This window comes from Halalkalibacter krulwichiae (assembly GCF_002109385.1).
Lineage (GTDB): Bacteria > Bacillota > Bacilli > Bacillales > Bacillaceae_D > Halalkalibacter > Halalkalibacter krulwichiae.
Genome location: NZ_CP020814.1, coordinates 3,992,397 through 4,012,497 on the forward strand (window position 1 = coordinate 3,992,397; position 20,101 = coordinate 4,012,497).

Below are 20,101 nucleotides of genomic sequence, written 5' to 3' on the forward strand. Positions count from 1 at the left end.
TCTTCTATTATAAAAAGTACGCTTTGTTTTCCACGATCATTGCCTGAATCGTTTTGGCTGATTGGGTAAGCGCCTTCGTTTCTTGATCACTTAAATCCCACTCGATGATTTGTTGAATCCCGTTTCGATTTACCTTGATTGGAACACCGAAACTCATGTCATCGAGCCCATAATGTCCAGAAACAATCGCGGACCCAATGGTCTCCATTGGCTCGTCTTTTGAAAGCTTGGCAACGAGCTTGCTCATCCCTACTCCCGTTGTCCATCCTGTTGTTCGCGGTACATTGAGCTCATTAAAGCGGACGAACCACGTCTTAAGCTCTGCTCGGATCTGTTCCTCTTGCTGCGGTGTTACCGAAAGCTGCTCACCGCTTTTTCGAACGTGGCTAAAAAGTGGCACTTGAGACCCGCCATGCTCCCCGATCACAGGGCTTACGACATGCTCCTTCGCCTCAATGCCTAACGTGCTGCGCAGAGCCCATTCAAATCGGTACGAATCATTTAATGAATAGCCGATTAACTGTTCACGCTGAAAATCAAATGCTTTGTAAAGATAATAATTTAAAAGGTCAACCGGGTTTGAAGCGGTTACAATAATGGCGTTAGGCACATACGTTTCAATCACTTGACCTATTTTCCGGAAAATCGAGATATTCTCTTGTAAATAAGCATTTCTTGATTTAACATCGCTGCGATTCGGAACACCGGCTGTAATAATGACAATCGATGAATCCTTTAAGTCCGGATAGCTCCCTCGATACATTCGCTTGTGTGGAAAAGCATTTTCAAAATCCATCACATGATTATCTAAAAACGTTTCATTGACATCAATTAAGCAAAGTTCATCAGCTAACTCGTTCATCGCTAACGTCATGGCACAGGCTGCACCTAACGTACCGGCTGCTCCTATGATCGATATTTTTTTCATTGTCTTCTCCCTCTAACATGCGAATAAGATGGTAAATGAGTTCATTCGTTGGAACCGCTATGTTATGTCGCTTTGCTTTTTCAACAATCGCTCCATTTAAGTAATCAATTTCCGTCGGTCGACCACTATGAAGATCTTGTACCATTGACGGCAAATGATTTCCGGACATTTTCGGATCAAACACATCGACGATCATCTTCACAATCACTTCTTTATTGAGGTTGATTCCTTCCGCCTCTGCGACGACAATGATCTCATCAACAATCGCATTGATCACCTCATCAATTTGCTGATAGCTTCCAACGGCACTAACGGTGTCATTGATGATCGTACAAAGCGTATTTAATACGGCGTTAAAAGCAACCTTGTTCCAGATGCTAATCAAAACATCTCGCGAGACCTCCACATTCATCCCTGCCGCATTCATCACGGCACAAATCTCTTTAACTGCTTCTGACTCTCCGCCGTCAACTTGCATAATGTGAACATGCCCCGTACCAAGCGCTTGAATATGACCCGGGCCAAGGAGCTCCGTACCAAAAGTCGTCACACCTGCTAACAGTCGGCTTTTTGGTACATATGTTTCAAGCGTTTCAATATTGCCTAAGCCATTTTGAAGAGTTAGCACTCGGGTATGATCTCCAATTAAGTGACGACAGCTTTTCACCATCTCATCTGTCTGCATCGATTTCGTAAAGACGATCACTAAGTCGAATGTCCCCTCGCTTTCTTCTGGCAACGAAGCATCCATATAAAGCACTTGATTACGATCTTCCTTTTTGATAGCTAGTCCGTTCTCTCGTATTTTCTTCACATGCGTCTCCCAACGATCGACTAAGAGCACCTCATTTCCAGCCTCAAATAACATGGACCCAAAGCGACATCCCATTGCGCCCGAGCCGGCGATTGCTATTTTCATAACCCGTTCCTCCTTTAGAAGATTGATTAGTAACTTATATAAGCTTTCTATCATTTTTAGAACAATCTACTAGAGATTTCCAACTAACAAAAAAAGATTCAACCGGTATATAGAATAAGGAAACAACTAGGAGATCAAATATTTTTTAAAAAAATAGTTAATATTTCACTCATCTTAGCCATACAGTTTAGTAAAGCCTTACGAACAAGGCACCTTGCCTTTCTTCGTGAACAATAGTGAACACGTCGTTCACATATCGAACAAAAAATCTAAAAAAAAGAAGTGATACTAGTGAGCGATCAATACGTCCTAAAAACTCTAGTAAACGCGATTGATGTGTTGTCCATTTTTGAAGAAGAAGTAGAGCTGACACCAAGTGAAATCGAACATAGAGTCAAAATGAACCGAACCAATTTGTTTCGAATCCTGTATACACTACGGCAAGGAGGCGTTTTAGAATGTGATCCAGAAACCGGAAAATATCGCATTGGCATGAAACTTGTACACCTATCCTCCCTTTACTTAAAACGATTAGACATTCGCACGATTAGTCATCCGCACTTAGTTGAGTTGCGAGATTCGTTAAATGAAACGGTCCATCTCGTTGTGATGAATAATGAGCGAGCTACCTTTGTTGACAAAGTAGAATCAGGCGGAGAGCTCGATATAAATATGGGCTCCTATGTTGGATGGAGTGCTCCACTCTACTGCACCGCCTCTGGAAAGCTACTACTAAGTTTTGAATCTGATGAAAAAGTCGTGCAGTATGCATCAACAGAAACGATGAAACGTTATACTCACAACACGCTTACAACGAAAAAGGAATTTCTTGATAGCATTGCAGAAATTCGCGAGCTCGGATATGCGATGGACAAAGAAGAAATGGTAGAAGGCTTAACATGTATCTCCTGTCCGATCGTCGATGAAAATCAAAAAGTTCTAGCAGCGATTAGTGTCTCAGGCGCGACGACCCGAATGAAAAGCAAGCATGACTTTGTTCTTACACAACTATTTGAAACCGCTACCAAAATAGCTGAGATAAAAAAGAAAATACCGAATTAATCGAGGGGGAAAATTGTATGAAGAAGATTTTATCGCTAGGATTTGTGTCGCTATTGTTTCTCTTTTTGCTTGCTGCCTGTGGCAGTGGCACGAGTGATAACGGACAGTCAGAAGCTTCCGATCCAGAAGAAGCAACGAGTGAAACGGATGGCGAAGTGTACGAACTACGTCTTGGACATATTGCAACCGAAACGAACCCATATCATCTACTAGCACTTGAGTTCAAAGAGTTAGTTGAAGAGAGATCAGAGGGCCAAGTGAAAATCAATGTATTTGCGAACGGCCAGTTAGGCCAGGAAAGAGAATTACTTGAGTCGATGCAATTTGGAAATATGGATTTAGCGGTTATTACTAGTTCACCTGTTACAAACTTTGTACCAGAGTTCGGGATTCTTGATGTTCCTTACCTTTTTGAAGATTGGGATCATGTCGAACGTTTCCTAGATTCTGATGTTGCCGAAGAGCTTTTAAAAGAAACAGACAATGTCGGCATTAACACATATGCCTTCATCCCACGTGGCTTTAGAAGCGTGACCAACTCGAAGCACCCTGTTCACACACCAGACGATATGAAAGGCTTGACATTGCGCGTTATTGAAAGCGGTGTTTACTTAGATACGATTAATGAAATGGGTGCAACGGCAACTGGAATGCCTTGGTCCGATGCCTTCACTGCCATGCAGCAAGGAGCGATTGACGGACAAGAAAATGACTACTCAATCAACTACACACAAAATGTGTTCGAAGTGCAAAAGTACCTTTCGTTAACGGAGCATATTTTCGCGATTAATACGATCATGTCTAGTCAAACAACGATGGAGAAATTACCTGAAGACCTTCAACAACTAATCGCCGATGCAGCTGTTGATGCGGCCAAAACTATCGCTGAGCACAACCGCGAGCAACAAGATGTCCTAAAAGCAAACTTGCTTGAAAAAGGCATGGAAATTAACGAAGTCGACAAAGAACTATTTATGAATGCCGTTCCAAACACACAAGAGAAATACAGCCAACAATTTGGCGAAACGTACTTTAAAGGTATTACTGATCTTAGATAAAACGAGACAACTTTAGCGGAGGAAAGATACGTAGACTCCTGCGGGATGAAAGGCAAGGGTGAGCCCTACAGTGCGTTAGCACGAGGAGGCTCACCAGCCGCCCGCGGAATGCGAAGTATCTTTTCGGAGCGGATGCTACGCTATTACATTCAGACTCTTCGTTAATTAAAACTCTTTTGTTCCGGCCTCAATTAAAAATGTTTTCATAGAAAGAGGGGAAGCATCTCTATGAAACTAGCAAATCGGATTAGTTCAGCCATTGATAAAATCTGTCAGCATGTGATTACGATCCTGCTTGTGACCGTTTCAGTTGTATTGTTTATTCAAGTGTTCTCTAGATTTGTATTAAATAGTGGGACGTTTTGGACAGATGAACTTGCTCGATATGCGACCGTATGGCTTGTTTTCTTAGGAGCGGCCATCGCAACTAGAGATAAATCTCTCATGAGTGTCGACATTTTCGAAAGTCTCTTTCCGAAATCGAAACGTTATCTCAGAATCTTTCAAACCGTTATGATGCTCATCTATGCAGGCCTAATAGCGAAAATCAGTTACGGCACCTTAACTTTAGTGAAAAATCAGCTCTCACCGAACATGTCCGTACCAATGACGGTCCTTTATGCAGTTCTTCCGTTATCAGCACTTATTATGGTCATTCATCTTGTTGTCCATCTGCTCCCTACCAAATCCGGCCAAGGAGATGATCAAACATGATTACGATTCTACTACTTGCCGCTCTTTTGCTAATGGCAATGGGGCTTCCAATTGCTGTCACGATCGGTCTTGTCTCCATTGGCTATATTTTCATCAATGAGATTCCTGTGAACATCATCACCCAGCAAATCGTCGGCGGGGTCGATGTCACCTCTTTGCTTGCAATTCCCCTTTTCATCTTAGCTGGTGACTTAATGAGCAAAGGTGGACTGGCTAAGCGGATGATTCGACTCGCCAGTGCTCTTGTTGGGAAAGTAAGTGGCGGCCTAGGTCTCGTCACCGTTCTTGCTTGTATGTTCTTTTCGGCGATTTCTGGAAGCGGGGTCGCAACCGCCGCTGCACTTGGTAGTTTAATGATCCCTGCCATGGTAAATAAAGGCTATGACCGCGGCTTTGCGAGCTCAATTGTGGCAACCGCAAGTCCGTTAGGGGTCATCATCCCACCAAGTATTTCCTTTATCATTTACAGCAGCTTAACAGGCGTTTCAGTTGCGAACCTATACAAAGTCGGGATTCCCGCAGGCCTATTAATTGGCTTCGTCTTAATGATCTTGTTTTATTTCTTAGCACGAAAACATGGTTACAAAGCAGAAAATACTCCTTTTGACCGCAAAGAATTTTGGTCAGCGTTAAAAGACTCGCTTTGGGCGTTAGGGACTCCGGTTATCTTAGTCGGAGGGGTTTTCGGCGGCGTGTTCACGCCAACAGAATCGGCTGTTGCCGCTGTCTTTTATGCATTAGGTGTTGGTCTGTTTATTTATAAAGATTTGAAGTTCAAAGACATCCTGCCGATCTTTTACGGATCAGCCAAACTAACAGCTAACATCATGTTTATCATTGCGAACGCCTCCTTACTTGCATGGGTATTAACAGCAGAAGGAATTCCGCAAAGCATCGTTGCAACGTTTCTTTCTTTCTCTGACAACCCAATTGTCATATTGTTAATCATCAACTTAATCATTTTGATTATTGGCTTGTTCATGGAAACGTCGGCTACGTTAGTGATTCTCGTTCCATTGTTTTTACCGATTGTCACAAGCCTTGGCATGGACCCGCTCCACTTTGGCATTGTTGTCGTCATCGGTACAGCGATTGGCCTTGCGACTCCGCCTTTTGGCGTCTGTCTATTTACCGCTGCAAGCGTTGGAAAAGTAAGCATTCAAAAACTATCAAAACATATCGTTCTTCCGATTCTCGTGATGATTGCCGTCTTGTTATTCATCACGTTCGTACCAGAAGTTGTCATGTTTTTAGTCAAATAATATGGAAAAGGGATGGGATTTTTTATGCAAACTACAACTACCTTTCGTGATTGGTCAAGACAATACATTGGAGGCCAATGGAAAATAGGAAACAGTGAAAATACGTACTTAAACAAAAATCCATTTGATAAATCGATTCTCGTGAAAATGCCGCTTGCTAACCTAGAGGATGTTAACACCGCCTATCAAGAAGCAAAGGCCGCACAGAAAAAGTGGCAGGAAACATCCGCCTATGAGCGCTCCGCTCTGTTAAAAAAAGCAGCTGAACTACTTGCCAATAAACGCGATGAGATCGTTGGGATCTTAGTCTCGGAAACAGGGAGCAGCTTTGCGAAAGCACAAGCGGAAGTAGACCTTTCCATTGCTGATTTGACCGAATTTGCCTCGTTGCCGATTCGGATGACAACTGAAACCGTCCCTTCTGTCGTCCCAGGAAAAGAAAACCGAATCTACCGGCTTCCTGTTGGGGTCGTCGGCGTCATTAGCCCGTTTAACTTCCCGCTTTACCTATCAATTCGCGCCATCGCTCCAGCCCTTGCTGTTGGAAACGGGGTCGTCGTCAAACCAGATTTGCAAACGTTCATTTCAGGCGGGCTATTTATCGGGAAGCTCTTTGAAGAAGCTGGCTTGCCAAAAGGACTGCTAAACATCGTCGTTGCTGACATTGCTGAAATCGGCGACGCCTTTGTCGAACACCCTGTTCCAAAAGTGATTTCGTTCACTGGCTCAACGGCAGTCGGACGCCACATCGCCCAGCTTTGTGCGAAAAACTTAAAACGCGTTGCACTCGAATTAGGCGGCAACAACGTCATGATTGTCCTTGATGACGCCGATGTCGAGCAAGCTGCAAGCGCAGCTGTGTTCGGAAAGTTTCTACACCAAGGTCAAATCTGCATGTCCTTAAATCGAATCATCGTCCACCGCAATCTTTACGACGAGTTTGTGAAAGTCTTTTCTGAAAAAGTTGCCGGCCTCCGCGTTGGAAATCCGGTAGATCCTAATGTCTTTATCGGACCAATCATCAATCAGAATCAAGTCGATAAAATCCAACAATTAATCGACCAATCGATTGAACAAGGGGCCAACGTCGTCACACGCGGCAACGTTACCGGAACACTCATGGAGCCTGTCATCCTCACCGATGTCACAAATGACATGGCAATCGCTCAAAACGAAATCTTTGGCCCAGTTGCAGCGATCCTCCCTGTCTCGAGCGAAGAAGAAGCAATCCGCATTGCCAATGACAGCGACTACGGCCTCAGCGGATCGGTCTTTTCCGGAAACCTCGATCACGGCATCAACGTCGCCTTACAGATCGAAACCGGTATGATTCACGTCAACGACCAAAGCATCAACTGCGAATCCATCATCCCGTTCGGCGGCGAGAAAAGCTCAGGCCTCGGGCGCTACGGCGGCGACTGGTCCCTCGAGGAGTTCACAACGCTCCGCTGGGTATCTGTCCAAAGAGAACCACGACCATTTCCATTTTAATGTTGAAAGCTCAAGACTAGGGTCAGTGATCCTGGTCTTGAGTTTTTTTACGGTACAGGGCTCAGTTGGACTAAAAAAGCCATCACCCCACTTCACACAAGGAGCAACGGCTCTACTCATACATCAGATTGTCTAGTGTTATCTTGCGTTTCAGGTTCTACCGATCTTTTCCTCAATATTGAAGTTGGCGCTCGCCAAATGAGATCAAGCCAGCTCGGAAAATCGTAAGGAGCAATCGGTGCTGTATAATAGCTGCCAAAGCTTCGTAATCCAACAAGATGAATGTTAATCGCAATATAAAAAAGAATCATCCCATATAAACCTAATATTGATGCGGCGATCATCATGCTAAAGCGAAGAATCCGAATCGAGATACTAATGCTATAAGCAGGTAGGGCAAAGGAAGCAATCGCTGTTAGGGCTACGACAATAACCATAACCGGGCTCACAATCCCCGCTCGTACAGCCGCATCACCGATAACCAAACCACCGACAATCCCAATCGTTTGTCCAACCGGTCGCGGCAGACGAACCCCAGCTTCTCGCAAAAGTTCAATCGTAAATTCCATTAGGATTGCTTCAATAAAAGCAGGGAACGGAACGCCTTCTCTCGTCCCGGCAATGGAAAGGGCCAGTGTCGTAGGAATCATCCCTTGATGGAAAGACACAACCGCGATATAAACACCCGGAAGAAGTAAAGCGATGATCGCTGCAATCGCACGTAGGCTACGAATAAGTGTCCCAATAAACCAGCGTTCATAATAATCCTCAGGCGATTTGAATAATTGTTCTAATACGACCGGAGCAATTAAGACATAAGGGCTCCCATCGATCGCAATGAGAACTTGTCCATTCATCAGTGCCCCTGCTGCTTTATCCGGTCTTTCTGTATTCCCTAATTGCGGAAAGGGAGAAAATACATTTTCCTCAATTAATTGTTCTACCGTGCCAGATTCAAGAACCCCATCAAGGTCAATACAAGAAATCCGGAAACGGACTTCTTCAATTAATTCATTAGGTGCAATGCCTTTCATATAAAGTAAAGCAAAATCCGTTTTCGATCTTCGTCCAATTTTGCCTTGTTGGACAACTAAATTCGGATCTTTTATTCGTCTTCGTATCAACATAATATTCGATTGCAGAAGTTCAATAAAGCCATCTCTAGGACCTCTTACGACAATCTCACTTTGAGGTTCCTGAATCGATCGTTTATCCATTTGCCGAGTATCTAACGTTATTAACTTCTCATACCCGTCAATAACGAGTAAGGAGTCTCCGCTCATTACCGGAAGAATCGCATCATCAAAATTATCAACGATTGATATATTAGAGACACTAACGACTTCGTTCACTACTCGTTCAATTGGCTGACCTCTCAATATTTGATTACTAGAGTCGGTCAATGGCTTAATAATATTTTGTTCGATGTGATCAATACCGGAAAGGCCATCTATATAAAATAGGGACGCTCTAATATAATGATTAATCGTAAAGTCGCGTTGAATAACATCCGTGCTTTCCCCGATCACTTTACGAATGGAGTCTACGGTCTCGTTCAAATTTTTTGAGAGGGTCACTTGATATTCCTCTTTTTTCCGGGCGGTGTTCGAGTGTAGCGTTTTAAACAACTTCTTCTTAAACATTGTTTTAACCCTCTCAGTTCAATTTTTCATTCAGCATATAGTGTCTAATTTCTACCTTCGCGTTCACTGTCACTTCCGCTTTTGAAAACACTCCACCTTTTCCATCCCAATCATCTTCGACCGTCTTCCAATAGCGATTTTCTTTTTGTCTTACTTTCCGGTTAAATTCAAAAATATCAGCTCCAAATTCTTTTTGCATTTTTTGGATGATATCGTTTGCTCTTAACCTTATTTCTTTTTCAAAAGCTTCACCAAGCTGCTCAAACATCTTCATATCATTAATTGCTTTTTGGCGAATCCAGCTCTCTCCTAACGAACCCTCTACCTTAATCTCCACATTAAAATGGTTTACCCCTCTTTCCGCTCGTAGTCAACCACCGCATCCGCAGTAAAACTTTCAAGCACGATCGGTTCATCTTCAAATTTTGTTTCGATCGTACCATTGCCATACTCTCCTATCACTAATTTATATCCTCTAACATCCTCTTCCCCTAACAAACCGATTAGATGATTAGATTTCCCTAGAAAAATGGCGGCTCCCGCCATTTTCAGATCTTTTTCTGGTCCTTTTACAATTCTCGGCAATAGAAAACTTGCTTCCTCCATTACATAGGCTTGAATCGTTCCAAGCATTTGTTGAGGTAACATTTGAGCTACATTTTTCTCATTTTCACCAATGTGCATGATGCTTATTGACGGCATTTCTTCCAGTGGTAACTTGTCTTGTAAGATCTCTGATGCCTCCCCCTGTGAAATGATCACATTCGTTCGTCTACGAACTTCGTGATCCCGCAAGAAAAAGTCCAAAATGTACTCTAATACATGTTCTTCTCGCACTAACTCCTCATTAATAATGATGTTTTTCATATGCTCTAAATTTAATTTCCGGCTTCTCTTTGAAGCTATTTGCCGCATCATTGTGAAATTGGTCAAACCAGTCGTTTCAATATTAAAAAAAGGATCACCTGTCCCTCCCCCTCTTGTTGGATAAGACGACTAGGGATAGCTACTTGGTATGTACCATTAATTAAGTGGTCAAAGCTTTGCTTCTTTTCCTTTTCGATTTTTTTCATTTCCTTTTTAAATTCTTCTCCAGGATCTAAGCCTACCCCTATTAAAAAACCGACTTCTTCAATTTCGGTTCGGTCCCAGCATCCTATTAGAAAACAACTAGCAACTATAAGAGAACATACTATTACGGCCTTCAACTCTACACCTCGAATCTACATGCCAGCTTCATGAGTCGTTTTACTTTGTTGTTTCTTTTTACGCATAACCGCAATCCAACCGAATAACAGTATTGAGCCTGTAGCGATACTGGCTACATAGGCCGACCAGTCTCCCACTTTCGCAACCTCATCCATTGAATTGGGAATGAAGGTTATGATAAAAAGAAAAAAAGCCATTGCACTAGAGAGCCAAGGTACTGTTTCCTTTTTAAGAATGACATCTTTAATTAAGATTTGAGCTAATACAGCATTAATTGTTAAAGTAGTAAAGACGCTCATTATATAAATCGTCAAAAAAAGCGATTCGATCCGTTCGAAAAAACCTCCAGGAACCTCAATTTCTTTCGCTAGTTCAATCGTAGGAAAGGTGATTGTCTTCAAAGGTTCTAATGAAAAAACAGCTACCTCGACCACAAAGTAAAGAGTATGAATCAAGATAACAATGACAAGACCAATGTAATAAGGCCAAGCCTTAAACTTGTTATCTTTCACCCTTCCAAGAAAAAAGAAGAGAATATAAACACCCATATACGAATACACCGTCGGCAAAATCCCATTCGCCACTGGATAAAACCCTTCAGACAAAACAGGCACAAAGATTGTCAGATCTACATTTCCTATGTTAAAAACAATACCTAACATTAAAACGATCAAAATAATGGGTACAAACATTAAACTAATATGCACAATTCCTTGTACTCCTTTTGAGACCGCATAAAAAACAAGAAGTAACATCGAACCAACTATAACTTCTATTGGCGTTTGATCTAGTAAATACATTTTTACCGCTAATCCAATAATCCGCGAAATAAAAGAAATGACTAAAACAAGAAAGATTAGGAATTGAATGCTAATAAACAAGGTTATCCATTTACCATATTTACCTGTACTAATAAATTCAAAAAAATTTTGTCCAGGAAAATGGCGTTGAATCAGGATACAGAAAAAGATGATGCCAATTTGAACTCCCCCGCCCAGAATCATTGAAATCCAGCCATCTGCCGTTCCAACATCTTGAGCCACAGACCTTGGCATAATCAAAATTCCAACCCCAAAAATGAAAGAGATCATTAAAATACTTAATTCGGAAGATGACATCTTGAAATTGTTCATATTTCATTGTTCGCCTCCCCAATTTTAATCGCCACTTTTTTCCTTACTCAAATTCGTCTTACGCATATGTTGATTTTCCTGCTTTTGCCAAGGCAACAGAAAGATTTCTGATAAAGTATGGTATACATATTGAGCAGTCCCAATACTAAGTGCCAAAATGATTGCTGACCATATCGTTGATCTATGTGGTAAAAACCCTAGTACCCTGTCTATAATCTCTTCCATTACTCGACTCCCTTTCATTTATTCCCTAGTATTTTCTAATGTTTTCAAATATATGAATACATTTAGACTGAAAATGGAAAAGGCGTGCGAGAGGTGGATTTCCACATCCCCACACAAAAAAGCCATCACCCCACTTCACAGCGGAGCAATCGCTCTTTTTTTCTGGCACAACTTAAGCTGATGCCTCAATCTTTTTCTTGTCGCGCTTTGCTTTTCTCTTTTTCATCGCTTTTGTTATATAACCGCCTTTAAAGTTACGCGGCTCATACGATACGATAAATGCATTCGGCTCATATGTGCTGACGATCTTCATAAATTCTTCTTCACGGTCACGCCTCGCTGTACAATCGAGCCTGTATCTGCTTGCTTGATTCATCCCTTCAACTTGTGAAGTCGACACACTGAAGCCCTCATCACGCAAATGTTTCGTTAATGGTTCATTTTTACTCATAATATTCACTTCGAGTGAAACATAGCCGATCGCCAGTTTCTGCTCCACTAATTGACCAATATATACACCGAGCCCAAACCCTAAGGCATAGGCTACCATATTTAAATAATTCGATAAATCACTAAACACAATTCCAAGTGCCACAACATAGATAAGCCCTTCGAGGATACCGAGAGCTGCCGCTTTTTCTTTCATCCCTTTGACCATCAAGATCGTTCGTAACGTTAACACCGGAACAAAAAGCAACTGGGCAAAGAAAATAATGAACGCCTGGAGCATGACCTCACCTTCCCCTTAAAAAAGTTCAACTCGTGTAGTGTAACAGGGATCACCGGTAGAAATCTAGTCATTATCAAAATTCGCTATAAACGTCTCTTCTCCAAGACTTTCCGCCTATTTTTCTCTTTTACAGTTTAGGCAATGACGATTTTTGACAAATCATGTAAACGCCTTCAAACGTGTTAACATGCTGATCGATGTTGTTTCATGGTAGGGCCCTTCCTTATTGCTGTAGAGGAACGTCGAGTTATGTAAAACGATTGAAAAAGGGGACTTGCTAACAATGTAGAAATTCTAAGTATCAGTTAAACGGAAACTTATAAAATGATATAAATGGGGGTAAATTGGCATGTTTCAATTTTTCAAGTTATTCAAACCGTCAAATAACGAGCAAGTTTTATGTGAAAGAAGACTTTCTAGAATTATGAAGCACTTAAATGTCTCCTATTTCGACTATAACTGGGATCGCAGCAGCTGCTACATTAGCTTCCGCTACCAAGACATTTTGTACAAAATGGAACATTGTGTAGAACACGCGAATGCAAAAGGAGCCCAAGTACTAAGAAGCGGCCTCGACTGCCTAATTGAGTTGATCGAAACCCTTGAAGATCTCTGCCATATCATTGATAGAGGCACTTATAAATTAGAAGTATGGCTACACGGGATGAAGCAAACGACTTTGACTGAAACAGCGCCTTCCGCTTTTGAAGATGGCCCAACGAAAACAAAATTCATCGAAAAGCAAAAACAGCAACAATCAAAATATGCTGAATATGGTCAAGCTGCCCCCATTTCTCTCTTGTCGATTTTGAACGGAGAAAGTTAAGCCAAGGGAGCAAGTGAACAGTTAGCCCCCGTCAATTTAATCGGGGCATCTTATTCTAGAGCAAACTTCAACAGAATCTTTTCAAGTTAAGAGAAATCTTTAAACTCTTCCATGTCGGGATGCTCATCCATTAGTTCCTCTGCAAATTCCATTACAGCGACTGGGCTTAGGGGACCAGGAGAGCTGGGTTGATTATGTTTCATTACACCAGCTTTCGGAAATCGATTTTCACTCGCTTTTATCGCATTATAAGCAACCGCGCCTATCCCTAGTCCCAATAAAGAAAACAGCAGGCCATTGCTGTTGTTATGTTTCGTTCCAAAGACTTGCTCCGCTTGTCTCCCTGAGTTAAATACAGCTTTGATCCAGCCAATATGATTGTACATTGATTTAATCATGTTGTTGTCTCCCTTTGGTTATTCTTCATTCTTTTTTAGTATTTTTAGTCCTTCTTTAATTATGCACAAGCAGCTGTCACAACCTTTTCAACGCCCCCCAAAACCGACAAAACCTCCCCTACCTTCTCCCTAAGTGCTCCATTCAGACAAATTCTGACAATAAAACTAATAGATAATTCAGTCTATTTCGATTATACTAGTTTAGGTTAGAAAAAATTAAATAGGTTAAGAGAGGATTGGATGTAGTTTGAAGAAGCTATCTTTTTTGTTCGTTGTCATGCTTTTAATTAGTACTTTTCTCTCATCTTTTGTACTCGCAGACGAAAATAATGAAGGCCAACTTAAGCTAGTGGCGCTTGGGGATTCGATTACTTTCGGGACCGGTCTTGAGCCGGGAGACGAACCATTTCCTAGTTTAATAGGAGATGGGCAGTTAGAAGTGACGAATTTAGGGGTTCCAGGTGCGACATCAACAGATTTAGTCAATAGCCTTGGATCGTTTTCTGCCCACCTTCAAGACGCTGATGTTGTTACGTTAACAATCGGTGGAAATGATTTATTACAAAATGAAATGATGGCCACTATATTAAACACACAAGAAATACACGTGACCAATGAGGAACTTGCTGCGGAAGTGCAAGCTATCGTTGCAACATATACGCAAAATTTACAAACGATCATAGCTGCAATCCGCGCTCAGACAGACGCTCCGATTGTGTTATATACGATCTACAATCCTTTTGGTCCTAGCGAAGATCCATTCGCTCAAGCCCTCCATGGACTCGGTGAGCAAGTGATGACAGCGATGAACACGGCCATCCATGCTGTAAGTGGACCTTCTGGTTCTCTTGTTGCGAACGCTTATGCGAGTTTCTCAACTCAACAAGCAACTTTGATATCAGCAGATCGCATTCATCCAAATGCTAATGGCCATCAAATTCTTGCAGCGTTAGCGGACCAACTGTTAGCCGATCTTCTTGTCCCACCAGCTCCTCCGGAAGAGGAAGAACCGGTTGAGGAAGAAGAAGACCCCGTTGAAGAAGATCCGAATGAAGAACCACCATCAGAGGTACCGCCAACGGAATCGTCCATTCTTGTCGCTCTCGGTGACTCGATAACATACGGACTTTACCTTGATGCCGATGTTACCAAACCTTCAACTCTTGCCTTCCCTCATTTAATCGAAGCCGGCAAGCATGAGGTAATAAACCTAGGAGTTCCTGGTTTAACATCAGCTCAACTGCTACAACTTTTGCAAACAAATGAGGAGTATCTCACAGCTGTTCAACAAGCAAGCATCATCACTGTAAACATCGGAAACAATGATTTATTGCAAGCGGCCGGAATTGCTGAAGCCATTGAAAACGGGGAGCCAATCATTATTGATGAAGAGCTTCAAAATAAACTTGACGGAGCTGTACTTGAAATGGCTCAAAATCTTCAAGCGATCATGGGAATGATTCGTCAACAAAGTGACGCACCAGTTGTTTTGTACAATCTATATAACCCATTTGGTGAAAACGAAGATCCATTTTTACAGTCTCTTCATTTGCTAGGTGAGGAGCTCATCCCAGCGATCAACAGTCAAATCATTCATCCAATCGCAAATCAATCAGCAGCTGTCGTAGCTGATGCCTATACTGCTTTTAGCGGAAAACAATCCGTCTACATTACGTATGACTTTGTTCACCCGAATGCCCTTGGTCATGAAGCACTCGCTGCCGCTGGAGTAGCTGCCCTACGCGGTGTTGAGCCGGAACAACCAATCATTGTACACCCGCCTGAGGAGGAAGAAGTCGAAGAGCCTGAAGAATCCGAAGAAGAAAATGAAGTTATTATCACACCAGTTAAAAAAGAAACTACAAAGAAAGAACCACCTAAAAAACAACCAGTCAAACAAACAACGACAGACAAAAAACAAACATCCGAACAAACTGGCAAAAAGCTTCCGAATACCGCTACTCAGACTTACACCTATATGGCAATCGGTGCAGCATTGCTCGTTTTAGGAGCCATCCTTCTCATCATTCAATATCGTCGACAAAGAGGGATAGAAAATCTCCTGTCATAACCTAATCACAAAGAGGCACGAAGAAACCATTCTTCGTGCCTCTTTTATTAATCAAAGACACTGCCACTAAACACCATTCCCTTCTATGCATATCCTGTTTAGTTTCTTCAAAAAGTAAAAAGGGTACTCAAAAAGGAGGAAAAAATGGCGGACAAAGAAAAAAACAAGAAGAATGCTAAGAGAGGTTGTTTAGGTTGCTTAGGTCTTATTCTCTTCTTTATCATACTCGGATCATGCGCTGCCATCTTCTCTGGAGATGAAGATGGAGATCAAACCGACGAAACAACTGAACAAGTGCAAGAAGAAGAAGCAACTGAGACAACTGATGAAGGAACCGGAGAAGACCTTGAACAAGAGGAAACAGAACCTGCTACCGTAGAGGATCAAGTTGAGAGAACAATCTTAGATACGCTTGGGGAAAACACGAATATGGACGAACCTCGCATGATTGAATTAGCGGTAAATAACCATGCTGGAACGGATGACCCTGATGACAAAATTGTCATTGCTCGTATGAATGCAAATGAAAACTTAACGACCAATATGACGAGAACGAGTATTTTACGAGACTCTGCCGAAGTATTTGAAGAACTGTTTCTAATAGATGAAGTGGAACAAGTTTCTTTAATGTGGTTTTTGCCTTTAACGGATACGTATGGCAATGTCTCACCAGGTGAAGTGCTACGAGTTGAAATAGACCGTGAAATTGCAGAGCGAATCAATTGGGATAACTTTGATACAGCTAATTTCAGGTCGATTGCTTTGCAGTATACAGAGCACCCTGCTTTTCAAAATTAATGAATTAATATCGGTACATCGCATCCGCTCCGGAAATATACTTCGCTTTTTAGCAGGCGGCCGGTGAGCCTCCTCGTGCTAACGCACTGTGGGGTCTCACCCTTGCCTTTTGATCCCGCAGGATTCTTCGTATATTTCCTCCGCTAAGGCTGATTTTTCAATAAACACTTTCGTTATGGTCCCAGCCTCGGTTATAATCTAAGCTTCAACTTTTGATAAAACACGGCGGCAGCTGTCATAATAGCTGGCACGGTTAAGGCGGCTACACCGATAAAAAATAGCTTCGTGATCGTTTGCAAAGTTCCAGTCGTTAAAAGGCTAATCGCCAATAAAACAACAGCAATTGCGAACAATACTCCTGCTATTCCATTAATGAGCTTCCCCTGACTATTATGCTTTTCAGTCTTTGACTCCTTTTCACTGTAAATCGGTGCTGTGTTTGGAAGTGCTTTAAACAAATGCATATTGGCTTCTGAACAGACGTGTGTCCATCCTGCCGAGTCAAAGAAATCAACGTATTCTTCTCTCTCATCATCATGCAACGAGCGATAATCTATGCTGTACGTAACATCTTCTTTTTGGCCACGCTCCAACCGATACCCCATAAAGGCAAACGACTTTACATGCCATCCTTTCAAAGATTGTTTACGAAGCTTATTCATATCTTTTTGTTCAGAAAAAGCTAACCCACCCGACATCATATATTTGCTTTTTTTCATTTCTTCCCCTCCTTTAAACCATCAACTGCTATTTGGATCATGACTTTTCTACGTTCAATATCTTCTGTTAGTACTTCACGTCCTTTATCCGTTAAGAAGTAAGTCTTCCTGCGTGAATCTGATTCATCGTATAAGTATATAAGCTCTTGCTTCAGTAATTTTTTAATAATCGTATACATTGAAGCCGGACCTATCTTTACAGCCCCTTTTGTCGCTTCTTCAATTACATTCATGACAGCGTAGCCGTGCCGTGGTTTCGTGAGAGCTGCCATAATGTAAAAAACAGAATCAGTCAATTGTTCAAGTTGTTTCACGTTTGCCCTCCTTTATATCATATTATGATATATCTATAAATAATATATCATAATGTGATACACCTTTCAAAAATTTTCTTGCCAATGATTAAAAGTTGAGTTTATAATCAGTAATATCAAAATTATTACACTAATATGATATTTAGTTCACTATTATTATAATATTAAATGTATATTTTTAAAAACAACATTTGGTAAGCGCTGTTATAGCTATTTTTTTAGGGGGGATTTAACGTGGCAATGATTAACACAACAGAAGTGATTGCTAAAAGTAAATTTAACCGCTTTCACTCTATGTTACTATTTTGGTGCACCTTTATTATTGCGTTTGATGGTTATGATCTAGTTCTGTACGGTTCAGTTGTTCCTTTTCTTATTGAGGAATGGTCTTTATCGTCGGTTCAAGCAGGAGCAATCGGAAGTTATGGCTATATCGGGGTTATGATTGGTGCCATTACTTTTGGAATATTAGCCGATCGAATCGGAAGAAAAAATGTTATTTTATTATGTATTATTTTATTTAGCTTATTTACCGCCTTGTGTGGTTTTGCACCTAATCCAGAAGCCTTTTCTATTTACCGATTTATTGCTGGTTTAGGTCTTGGTGGGATTATGCCTAATATTATTGCTCTAATGACAGATTATTCACCTAAAACAAGTCGAAGCACGTTGGTTTCTATTGTCCTTTGTGGATATTCAGTAGGAGGAATGATGGCACCTACTTTAAGTATTTTCCTCATTCCGATGTTTGGCTGGGAAGTTATCTTTTGGATTGCTGGAATCCCGCTTTTGCTTCTCCCGATTATGTATAAACAGATTCCAGAAACACCTAATTTCTTGATCGCACGAGGCCAAAACGAACAGTTAAGCAACATCCTTACAAAAGTAAGTCCAAGCTTTTCATACCAGAAACATGATCAGTTCGAAAAGAAAACGATTACTGAAAGCGGTTCCTCTGTTGGTCAGCTATTTAAAAACAACCGTGGACTAAGTACGAGCATGATTTGGGTTGCCTTTTTCATGAGTTTGTTAATGATCTACGGTTTAAATACGTGGCTTCCTAAATTAATGTTTGAAGCTGGATATGCTCTTGATTCAAGTCTTACATTTTTAATTATTCTTAATTTCGGTGCGATCGTTGGCACACTCATTATTGGAAGATTAGCAGATAAATGGGGAGCCAAAAAACTGTTAATCCCGATGTATGTAATCGGAGGGATTTGTATCATCTTGCTAGGTTTCAGAAGCAATTTGGCTGTCCTTTACCTGCTCGTTGCGATTGCCGGAGCGTGTACAATTGGGTCACAGAACATCGTCAATGCTTATGTATCACAATATTATCCTCCTCGTATTCGTTCAACCGCTCTTGGCGTGTCTTCTGGAGTCGGACGAATTGGTGCGATTGTCGCTCCAACGTTTGGGGGAATCTTACTTGCTGCTAGCTTACCTATTCAAATGAACTTCCTTGCCTTTGCAATACCTGGAATTATCGCAGCAATCGCATTATCATTTGTACAAGAAAAATATGCTTATTATAAGCAAGAAGAAAAAAAGAATTCTCAAGACACTCCACTAGATAAAGCAGCAGGAAGCTAACTTTCTTAATGTGATAAATGAAAGGCCATAACATGTCAAATATGTTATGGCCTTCCCTATACAACTACTTAATATATCACACAAAATTTTCTATACATTTATAAACCCTTCTAAATAAGATACTGCTTCTCCAGCTATTTTGACCGTTTCACCTACATCCGTACAATATAGTTTTCCGCCTCTTTCTGATAATTGCCATGCGACAAATTGATTTTTATTCAATTTATTCTTCCAATACGGGACTAACGTACAGTGAGCAGAACCCGTAACCGGGTCCTCATCTATTCCTGCCTTTGGTGCAAAAAACCTCGATACGAAATCGACGTCTTCCCCTTTAGCTGTCACGATTACACCAAACCCATCTAGTTTCTTTAGTTCATCGATATTTAGTTCAAGATCTAGGATATCTTGTTCTGTATCAAATACCGCCAAATAGTCTCTTGATTTATAGACCTCTATAGGTGCCTTTCCTAAACCTTTAATCAGTTCCTCTGGAGTATCGCATTTTGCTCCTTCTCTAGAAGGAAAACTTAATGTAAAGAGACCGCCATCCTTAGATACCTCCAAAAGTCCACTCTTTGTCTTAAACGTTATCTTTTTTACATTCTCTTCTATATAAGTGCATATGACATAAGCAGCCGCTAAGGTTGCATGTCCACATAAATCAACTTCTCCTTTTGGCGTGAACCACCTCAACTCATATGCATCATCTTTTTTGACGAAAAAAGCTGTTTCAGATAAATTATTCTCCGCTGCAATCTTTTGCATTACATCCTCTTTAATCCAGTCTTGTAATGGACATATTGCTGCCGGATTACCTTTAAATTGTTCATTTGTAAACGCATCAACCTGGTAAATTGGGATTCTCATTCTCGTCATCTCTCCTCCTGTTTTAAGTAAATTATACACGATCTCCCTCACGAAAAATCAGTATCAATTCCTCATACACGCATACTGGAAAATGCTGTATGATAATAAATGGTCTAATATGATCATGACGAACAA

At 41.3% G+C, this 20,101-nt stretch carries 22 protein-coding genes; 9 read left to right on the forward strand and 13 right to left on the reverse strand.

The genetic code is table 11. From position 1 onward, the window contains the following. Positions 1–7: 7 nt before the first annotated feature. On the reverse strand, positions 8–928 hold the full coding sequence (locus tag BkAM31D_RS20110) for a malate dehydrogenase (RefSeq protein ID WP_066157057.1): 921 nt from the start codon (positions 926–928) through the stop codon (positions 8–10). Then, on the reverse strand, positions 846–1,847 hold the full coding sequence (locus BkAM31D_RS20115; RefSeq protein WP_180319882.1) for a ketopantoate reductase family protein: 1,002 nt from the start codon (positions 1,845–1,847) through the stop codon (positions 846–848). The genes BkAM31D_RS20110 and BkAM31D_RS20115 overlap by 83 nt, the downstream gene beginning before the upstream one ends. Before the next feature lie 291 nt (positions 1,848–2,138). Between BkAM31D_RS20115 and BkAM31D_RS20120 the strand changes: the two genes are divergently transcribed. The 5 genes from BkAM31D_RS20120 to BkAM31D_RS20140 all read left to right on the forward strand — a co-directional run bounded on the left by BkAM31D_RS20120 (position 2,139) and on the right by BkAM31D_RS20140 (position 7,434). Further along, on the forward strand, positions 2,139–2,909 hold the full coding sequence (locus BkAM31D_RS20120) for an IclR family transcriptional regulator (protein WP_066157063.1): 771 nt from the start codon (positions 2,139–2,141) through the stop codon (positions 2,907–2,909). A gap of 17 nt (positions 2,910–2,926) precedes the next feature. After that, positions 2,927–3,967 (forward strand): DctP family TRAP transporter solute-binding subunit, encoded by a 1,041-nt coding sequence (locus BkAM31D_RS20125; RefSeq protein WP_066157066.1) that lies wholly within the window; start codon positions 2,927–2,929, stop codon positions 3,965–3,967. Between the two features lie 228 nt (positions 3,968–4,195). Continuing rightward, positions 4,196–4,681, forward strand: a complete 486-nt coding sequence (locus BkAM31D_RS20130; protein ID WP_066157068.1) for a TRAP transporter small permease — start codon at positions 4,196–4,198, stop codon at positions 4,679–4,681. Further along, positions 4,678–5,943 (forward strand): TRAP transporter large permease, encoded by a 1,266-nt coding sequence (locus tag BkAM31D_RS20135; protein WP_066157070.1) that lies wholly within the window; start codon positions 4,678–4,680, stop codon positions 5,941–5,943. Before BkAM31D_RS20130 ends, BkAM31D_RS20135 begins: the two co-directional genes overlap by 4 nt. A gap of 24 nt (positions 5,944–5,967) precedes the next feature. Further along, positions 5,968–7,434 (forward strand): aldehyde dehydrogenase family protein, encoded by a 1,467-nt coding sequence (locus BkAM31D_RS20140; RefSeq protein WP_066157073.1) that lies wholly within the window; start codon positions 5,968–5,970, stop codon positions 7,432–7,434. Between the two features lie 116 nt (positions 7,435–7,550). Here BkAM31D_RS20140 and BkAM31D_RS20145 read toward each other — a convergent pair whose 3' ends face one another. The 7 genes from BkAM31D_RS20145 to BkAM31D_RS20175 form a co-directional block, all read right to left on the reverse strand. Beyond that, a complete protein-coding gene (locus tag BkAM31D_RS20145; protein ID WP_066157076.1) occupies positions 7,551–9,077 on the reverse strand; it encodes a spore germination protein in 1,527 nt (508 codons plus the stop codon). 13 nt (positions 9,078–9,090) lie between these two features. Further along, positions 9,091–9,414 (reverse strand): Ger(x)C family spore germination C-terminal domain-containing protein, encoded by a 324-nt coding sequence (locus BkAM31D_RS20150; protein ID WP_085449836.1) that lies wholly within the window; start codon positions 9,412–9,414, stop codon positions 9,091–9,093. A gap of 11 nt (positions 9,415–9,425) precedes the next feature. After that, positions 9,426–10,010 (reverse strand): Ger(x)C family spore germination protein, encoded by a 585-nt coding sequence (locus tag BkAM31D_RS20155; RefSeq protein ID WP_085449837.1) that lies wholly within the window; start codon positions 10,008–10,010, stop codon positions 9,426–9,428. Continuing rightward, positions 10,007–10,285, reverse strand: coding sequence for a hypothetical protein (locus BkAM31D_RS20160; protein ID WP_085449838.1), 279 nt, complete (start codon positions 10,283–10,285; stop codon positions 10,007–10,009). The genes BkAM31D_RS20155 and BkAM31D_RS20160 overlap by 4 nt, the downstream gene beginning before the upstream one ends. Positions 10,286–10,300: 15 nt before the next feature. Next, positions 10,301–11,419, reverse strand: coding sequence for a GerAB/ArcD/ProY family transporter (locus tag BkAM31D_RS20165; RefSeq protein WP_066157081.1), 1,119 nt, complete (start codon positions 11,417–11,419; stop codon positions 10,301–10,303). A 24-nt stretch (positions 11,420–11,443) separates the two neighbouring features. Then, positions 11,444–11,644, reverse strand: a complete 201-nt coding sequence (locus BkAM31D_RS20170; RefSeq protein WP_066157083.1) for a hypothetical protein — start codon at positions 11,642–11,644, stop codon at positions 11,444–11,446. Between the two features lie 172 nt (positions 11,645–11,816). After that, positions 11,817–12,374, reverse strand: a complete 558-nt coding sequence (locus tag BkAM31D_RS20175; protein ID WP_066157085.1) for a DUF2179 domain-containing protein — start codon at positions 12,372–12,374, stop codon at positions 11,817–11,819. Positions 12,375–12,723: 349 nt separating this feature from the next. Between BkAM31D_RS20175 and BkAM31D_RS20180 the strand changes: the two genes are divergently transcribed. Further along, positions 12,724–13,200 (forward strand): hypothetical protein, encoded by a 477-nt coding sequence (locus BkAM31D_RS20180; protein ID WP_085449839.1) that lies wholly within the window; start codon positions 12,724–12,726, stop codon positions 13,198–13,200. A gap of 86 nt (positions 13,201–13,286) precedes the next feature. Here the strand turns inward: BkAM31D_RS20180 and BkAM31D_RS20185 are convergent, their stop codons facing one another. Next, on the reverse strand, positions 13,287–13,598 hold the full coding sequence (locus tag BkAM31D_RS20185) for a hypothetical protein (RefSeq protein WP_066157090.1): 312 nt from the start codon (positions 13,596–13,598) through the stop codon (positions 13,287–13,289). A gap of 247 nt (positions 13,599–13,845) precedes the next feature. Between BkAM31D_RS20185 and BkAM31D_RS20190 the strand changes: the two genes are divergently transcribed. Continuing rightward, complete coding sequence (locus tag BkAM31D_RS20190) at positions 13,846–15,669, forward strand: SGNH/GDSL hydrolase family protein (protein WP_066157093.1); 1,824 nt, start codon at positions 13,846–13,848, stop codon at positions 15,667–15,669. 144 nt (positions 15,670–15,813) lie between these two features. Continuing rightward, the gene (locus BkAM31D_RS20195) at positions 15,814–16,467 is read left to right on the forward strand and encodes a hypothetical protein (RefSeq protein WP_066157096.1); all 654 of its coding nucleotides are present in this window, start codon (positions 15,814–15,816) and stop codon (positions 16,465–16,467) included. A 191-nt stretch (positions 16,468–16,658) separates the two neighbouring features. Here the strand turns inward: BkAM31D_RS20195 and BkAM31D_RS20200 are convergent, their stop codons facing one another. Together BkAM31D_RS20200 and BkAM31D_RS20205 are read right to left on the reverse strand one after the other, a co-directional pair. After that, on the reverse strand, positions 16,659–17,186 hold the full coding sequence (locus BkAM31D_RS20200; protein ID WP_066157098.1) for a DUF2812 domain-containing protein: 528 nt from the start codon (positions 17,184–17,186) through the stop codon (positions 16,659–16,661). Continuing rightward, positions 17,183–17,500, reverse strand: coding sequence for a PadR family transcriptional regulator (locus BkAM31D_RS20205; RefSeq protein WP_066157101.1), 318 nt, complete (start codon positions 17,498–17,500; stop codon positions 17,183–17,185). The genes BkAM31D_RS20200 and BkAM31D_RS20205 overlap by 4 nt, the downstream gene beginning before the upstream one ends. 240 nt (positions 17,501–17,740) lie before the next feature. Here BkAM31D_RS20205 and BkAM31D_RS20210 point away from each other — a divergent pair, with 240 nt between their 5' ends. Next, entirely contained in the window at positions 17,741–19,096 is a 1,356-nt protein-coding gene (locus BkAM31D_RS20210; protein ID WP_066157607.1) for an MFS transporter, read from the forward strand. A 90-nt stretch (positions 19,097–19,186) separates the two neighbouring features. Here the strand turns inward: BkAM31D_RS20210 and BkAM31D_RS20215 are convergent, their stop codons facing one another. Next, positions 19,187–19,966, reverse strand: coding sequence for a PhzF family phenazine biosynthesis protein (locus BkAM31D_RS20215; protein ID WP_066157609.1), 780 nt, complete (start codon positions 19,964–19,966; stop codon positions 19,187–19,189). Positions 19,967–20,101: the final 135 nt, after the last annotated feature.

Bases quoted from the DNA above. Each gene is read 5' to 3' on its own strand.
- BkAM31D_RS20165 (WP_066157081.1), bottom strand. From the start codon at position 11,419: ATGAACAATTTCAAGATGTCATCTTCCGAATTAAGTATTTTAATGATC.
- BkAM31D_RS20185 (WP_066157090.1), bottom strand. From the start codon at position 13,598: ATGATTAAATCAATGTACAATCATATTGGCTGGATCAAAGCTGTATTT.
- BkAM31D_RS20135 (WP_066157070.1), top strand. From the start codon at position 4,678: ATGATTACGATTCTACTACTTGCCGCTCTTTTGCTAATGGCAATGGGG.
- BkAM31D_RS20130 (WP_066157068.1), top strand. From the start codon at position 4,196: ATGAAACTAGCAAATCGGATTAGTTCAGCCATTGATAAAATCTGTCAG.
- BkAM31D_RS20170 (WP_066157083.1), bottom strand. From the start codon at position 11,644: ATGGAAGAGATTATAGACAGGGTACTAGGGTTTTTACCACATAGATCA.
- BkAM31D_RS20180 (WP_085449839.1), top strand. From the start codon at position 12,724: ATGTTTCAATTTTTCAAGTTATTCAAACCGTCAAATAACGAGCAAGTT.
- BkAM31D_RS20175 (WP_066157085.1), bottom strand. From the start codon at position 12,374: ATGCTCCAGGCGTTCATTATTTTCTTTGCCCAGTTGCTTTTTGTTCCG.
- BkAM31D_RS20200 (WP_066157098.1), bottom strand. From the start codon at position 17,186: ATGAAAAAAAGCAAATATATGATGTCGGGTGGGTTAGCTTTTTCTGAA.
- BkAM31D_RS20195 (WP_066157096.1), top strand. From the start codon at position 15,814: ATGGCGGACAAAGAAAAAAACAAGAAGAATGCTAAGAGAGGTTGTTTA.
- BkAM31D_RS20210 (WP_066157607.1), top strand. From the start codon at position 17,741: ATGATTAACACAACAGAAGTGATTGCTAAAAGTAAATTTAACCGCTTT.
- BkAM31D_RS20125 (WP_066157066.1), top strand. From the start codon at position 2,927: ATGAAGAAGATTTTATCGCTAGGATTTGTGTCGCTATTGTTTCTCTTT.
- BkAM31D_RS20115 (WP_180319882.1), bottom strand. From the start codon at position 1,847: ATGAAAATAGCAATCGCCGGCTCGGGCGCAATGGGATGTCGCTTTGGG.
- BkAM31D_RS20140 (WP_066157073.1), top strand. From the start codon at position 5,968: ATGCAAACTACAACTACCTTTCGTGATTGGTCAAGACAATACATTGGA.
- BkAM31D_RS20145 (WP_066157076.1), bottom strand. From the start codon at position 9,077: ATGTTTAAGAAGAAGTTGTTTAAAACGCTACACTCGAACACCGCCCGG.
- BkAM31D_RS20110 (WP_066157057.1), bottom strand. From the start codon at position 928: ATGAAAAAAATATCGATCATAGGAGCAGCCGGTACGTTAGGTGCAGCC.
- BkAM31D_RS20215 (WP_066157609.1), bottom strand. From the start codon at position 19,966: ATGAGAATCCCAATTTACCAGGTTGATGCGTTTACAAATGAACAATTT.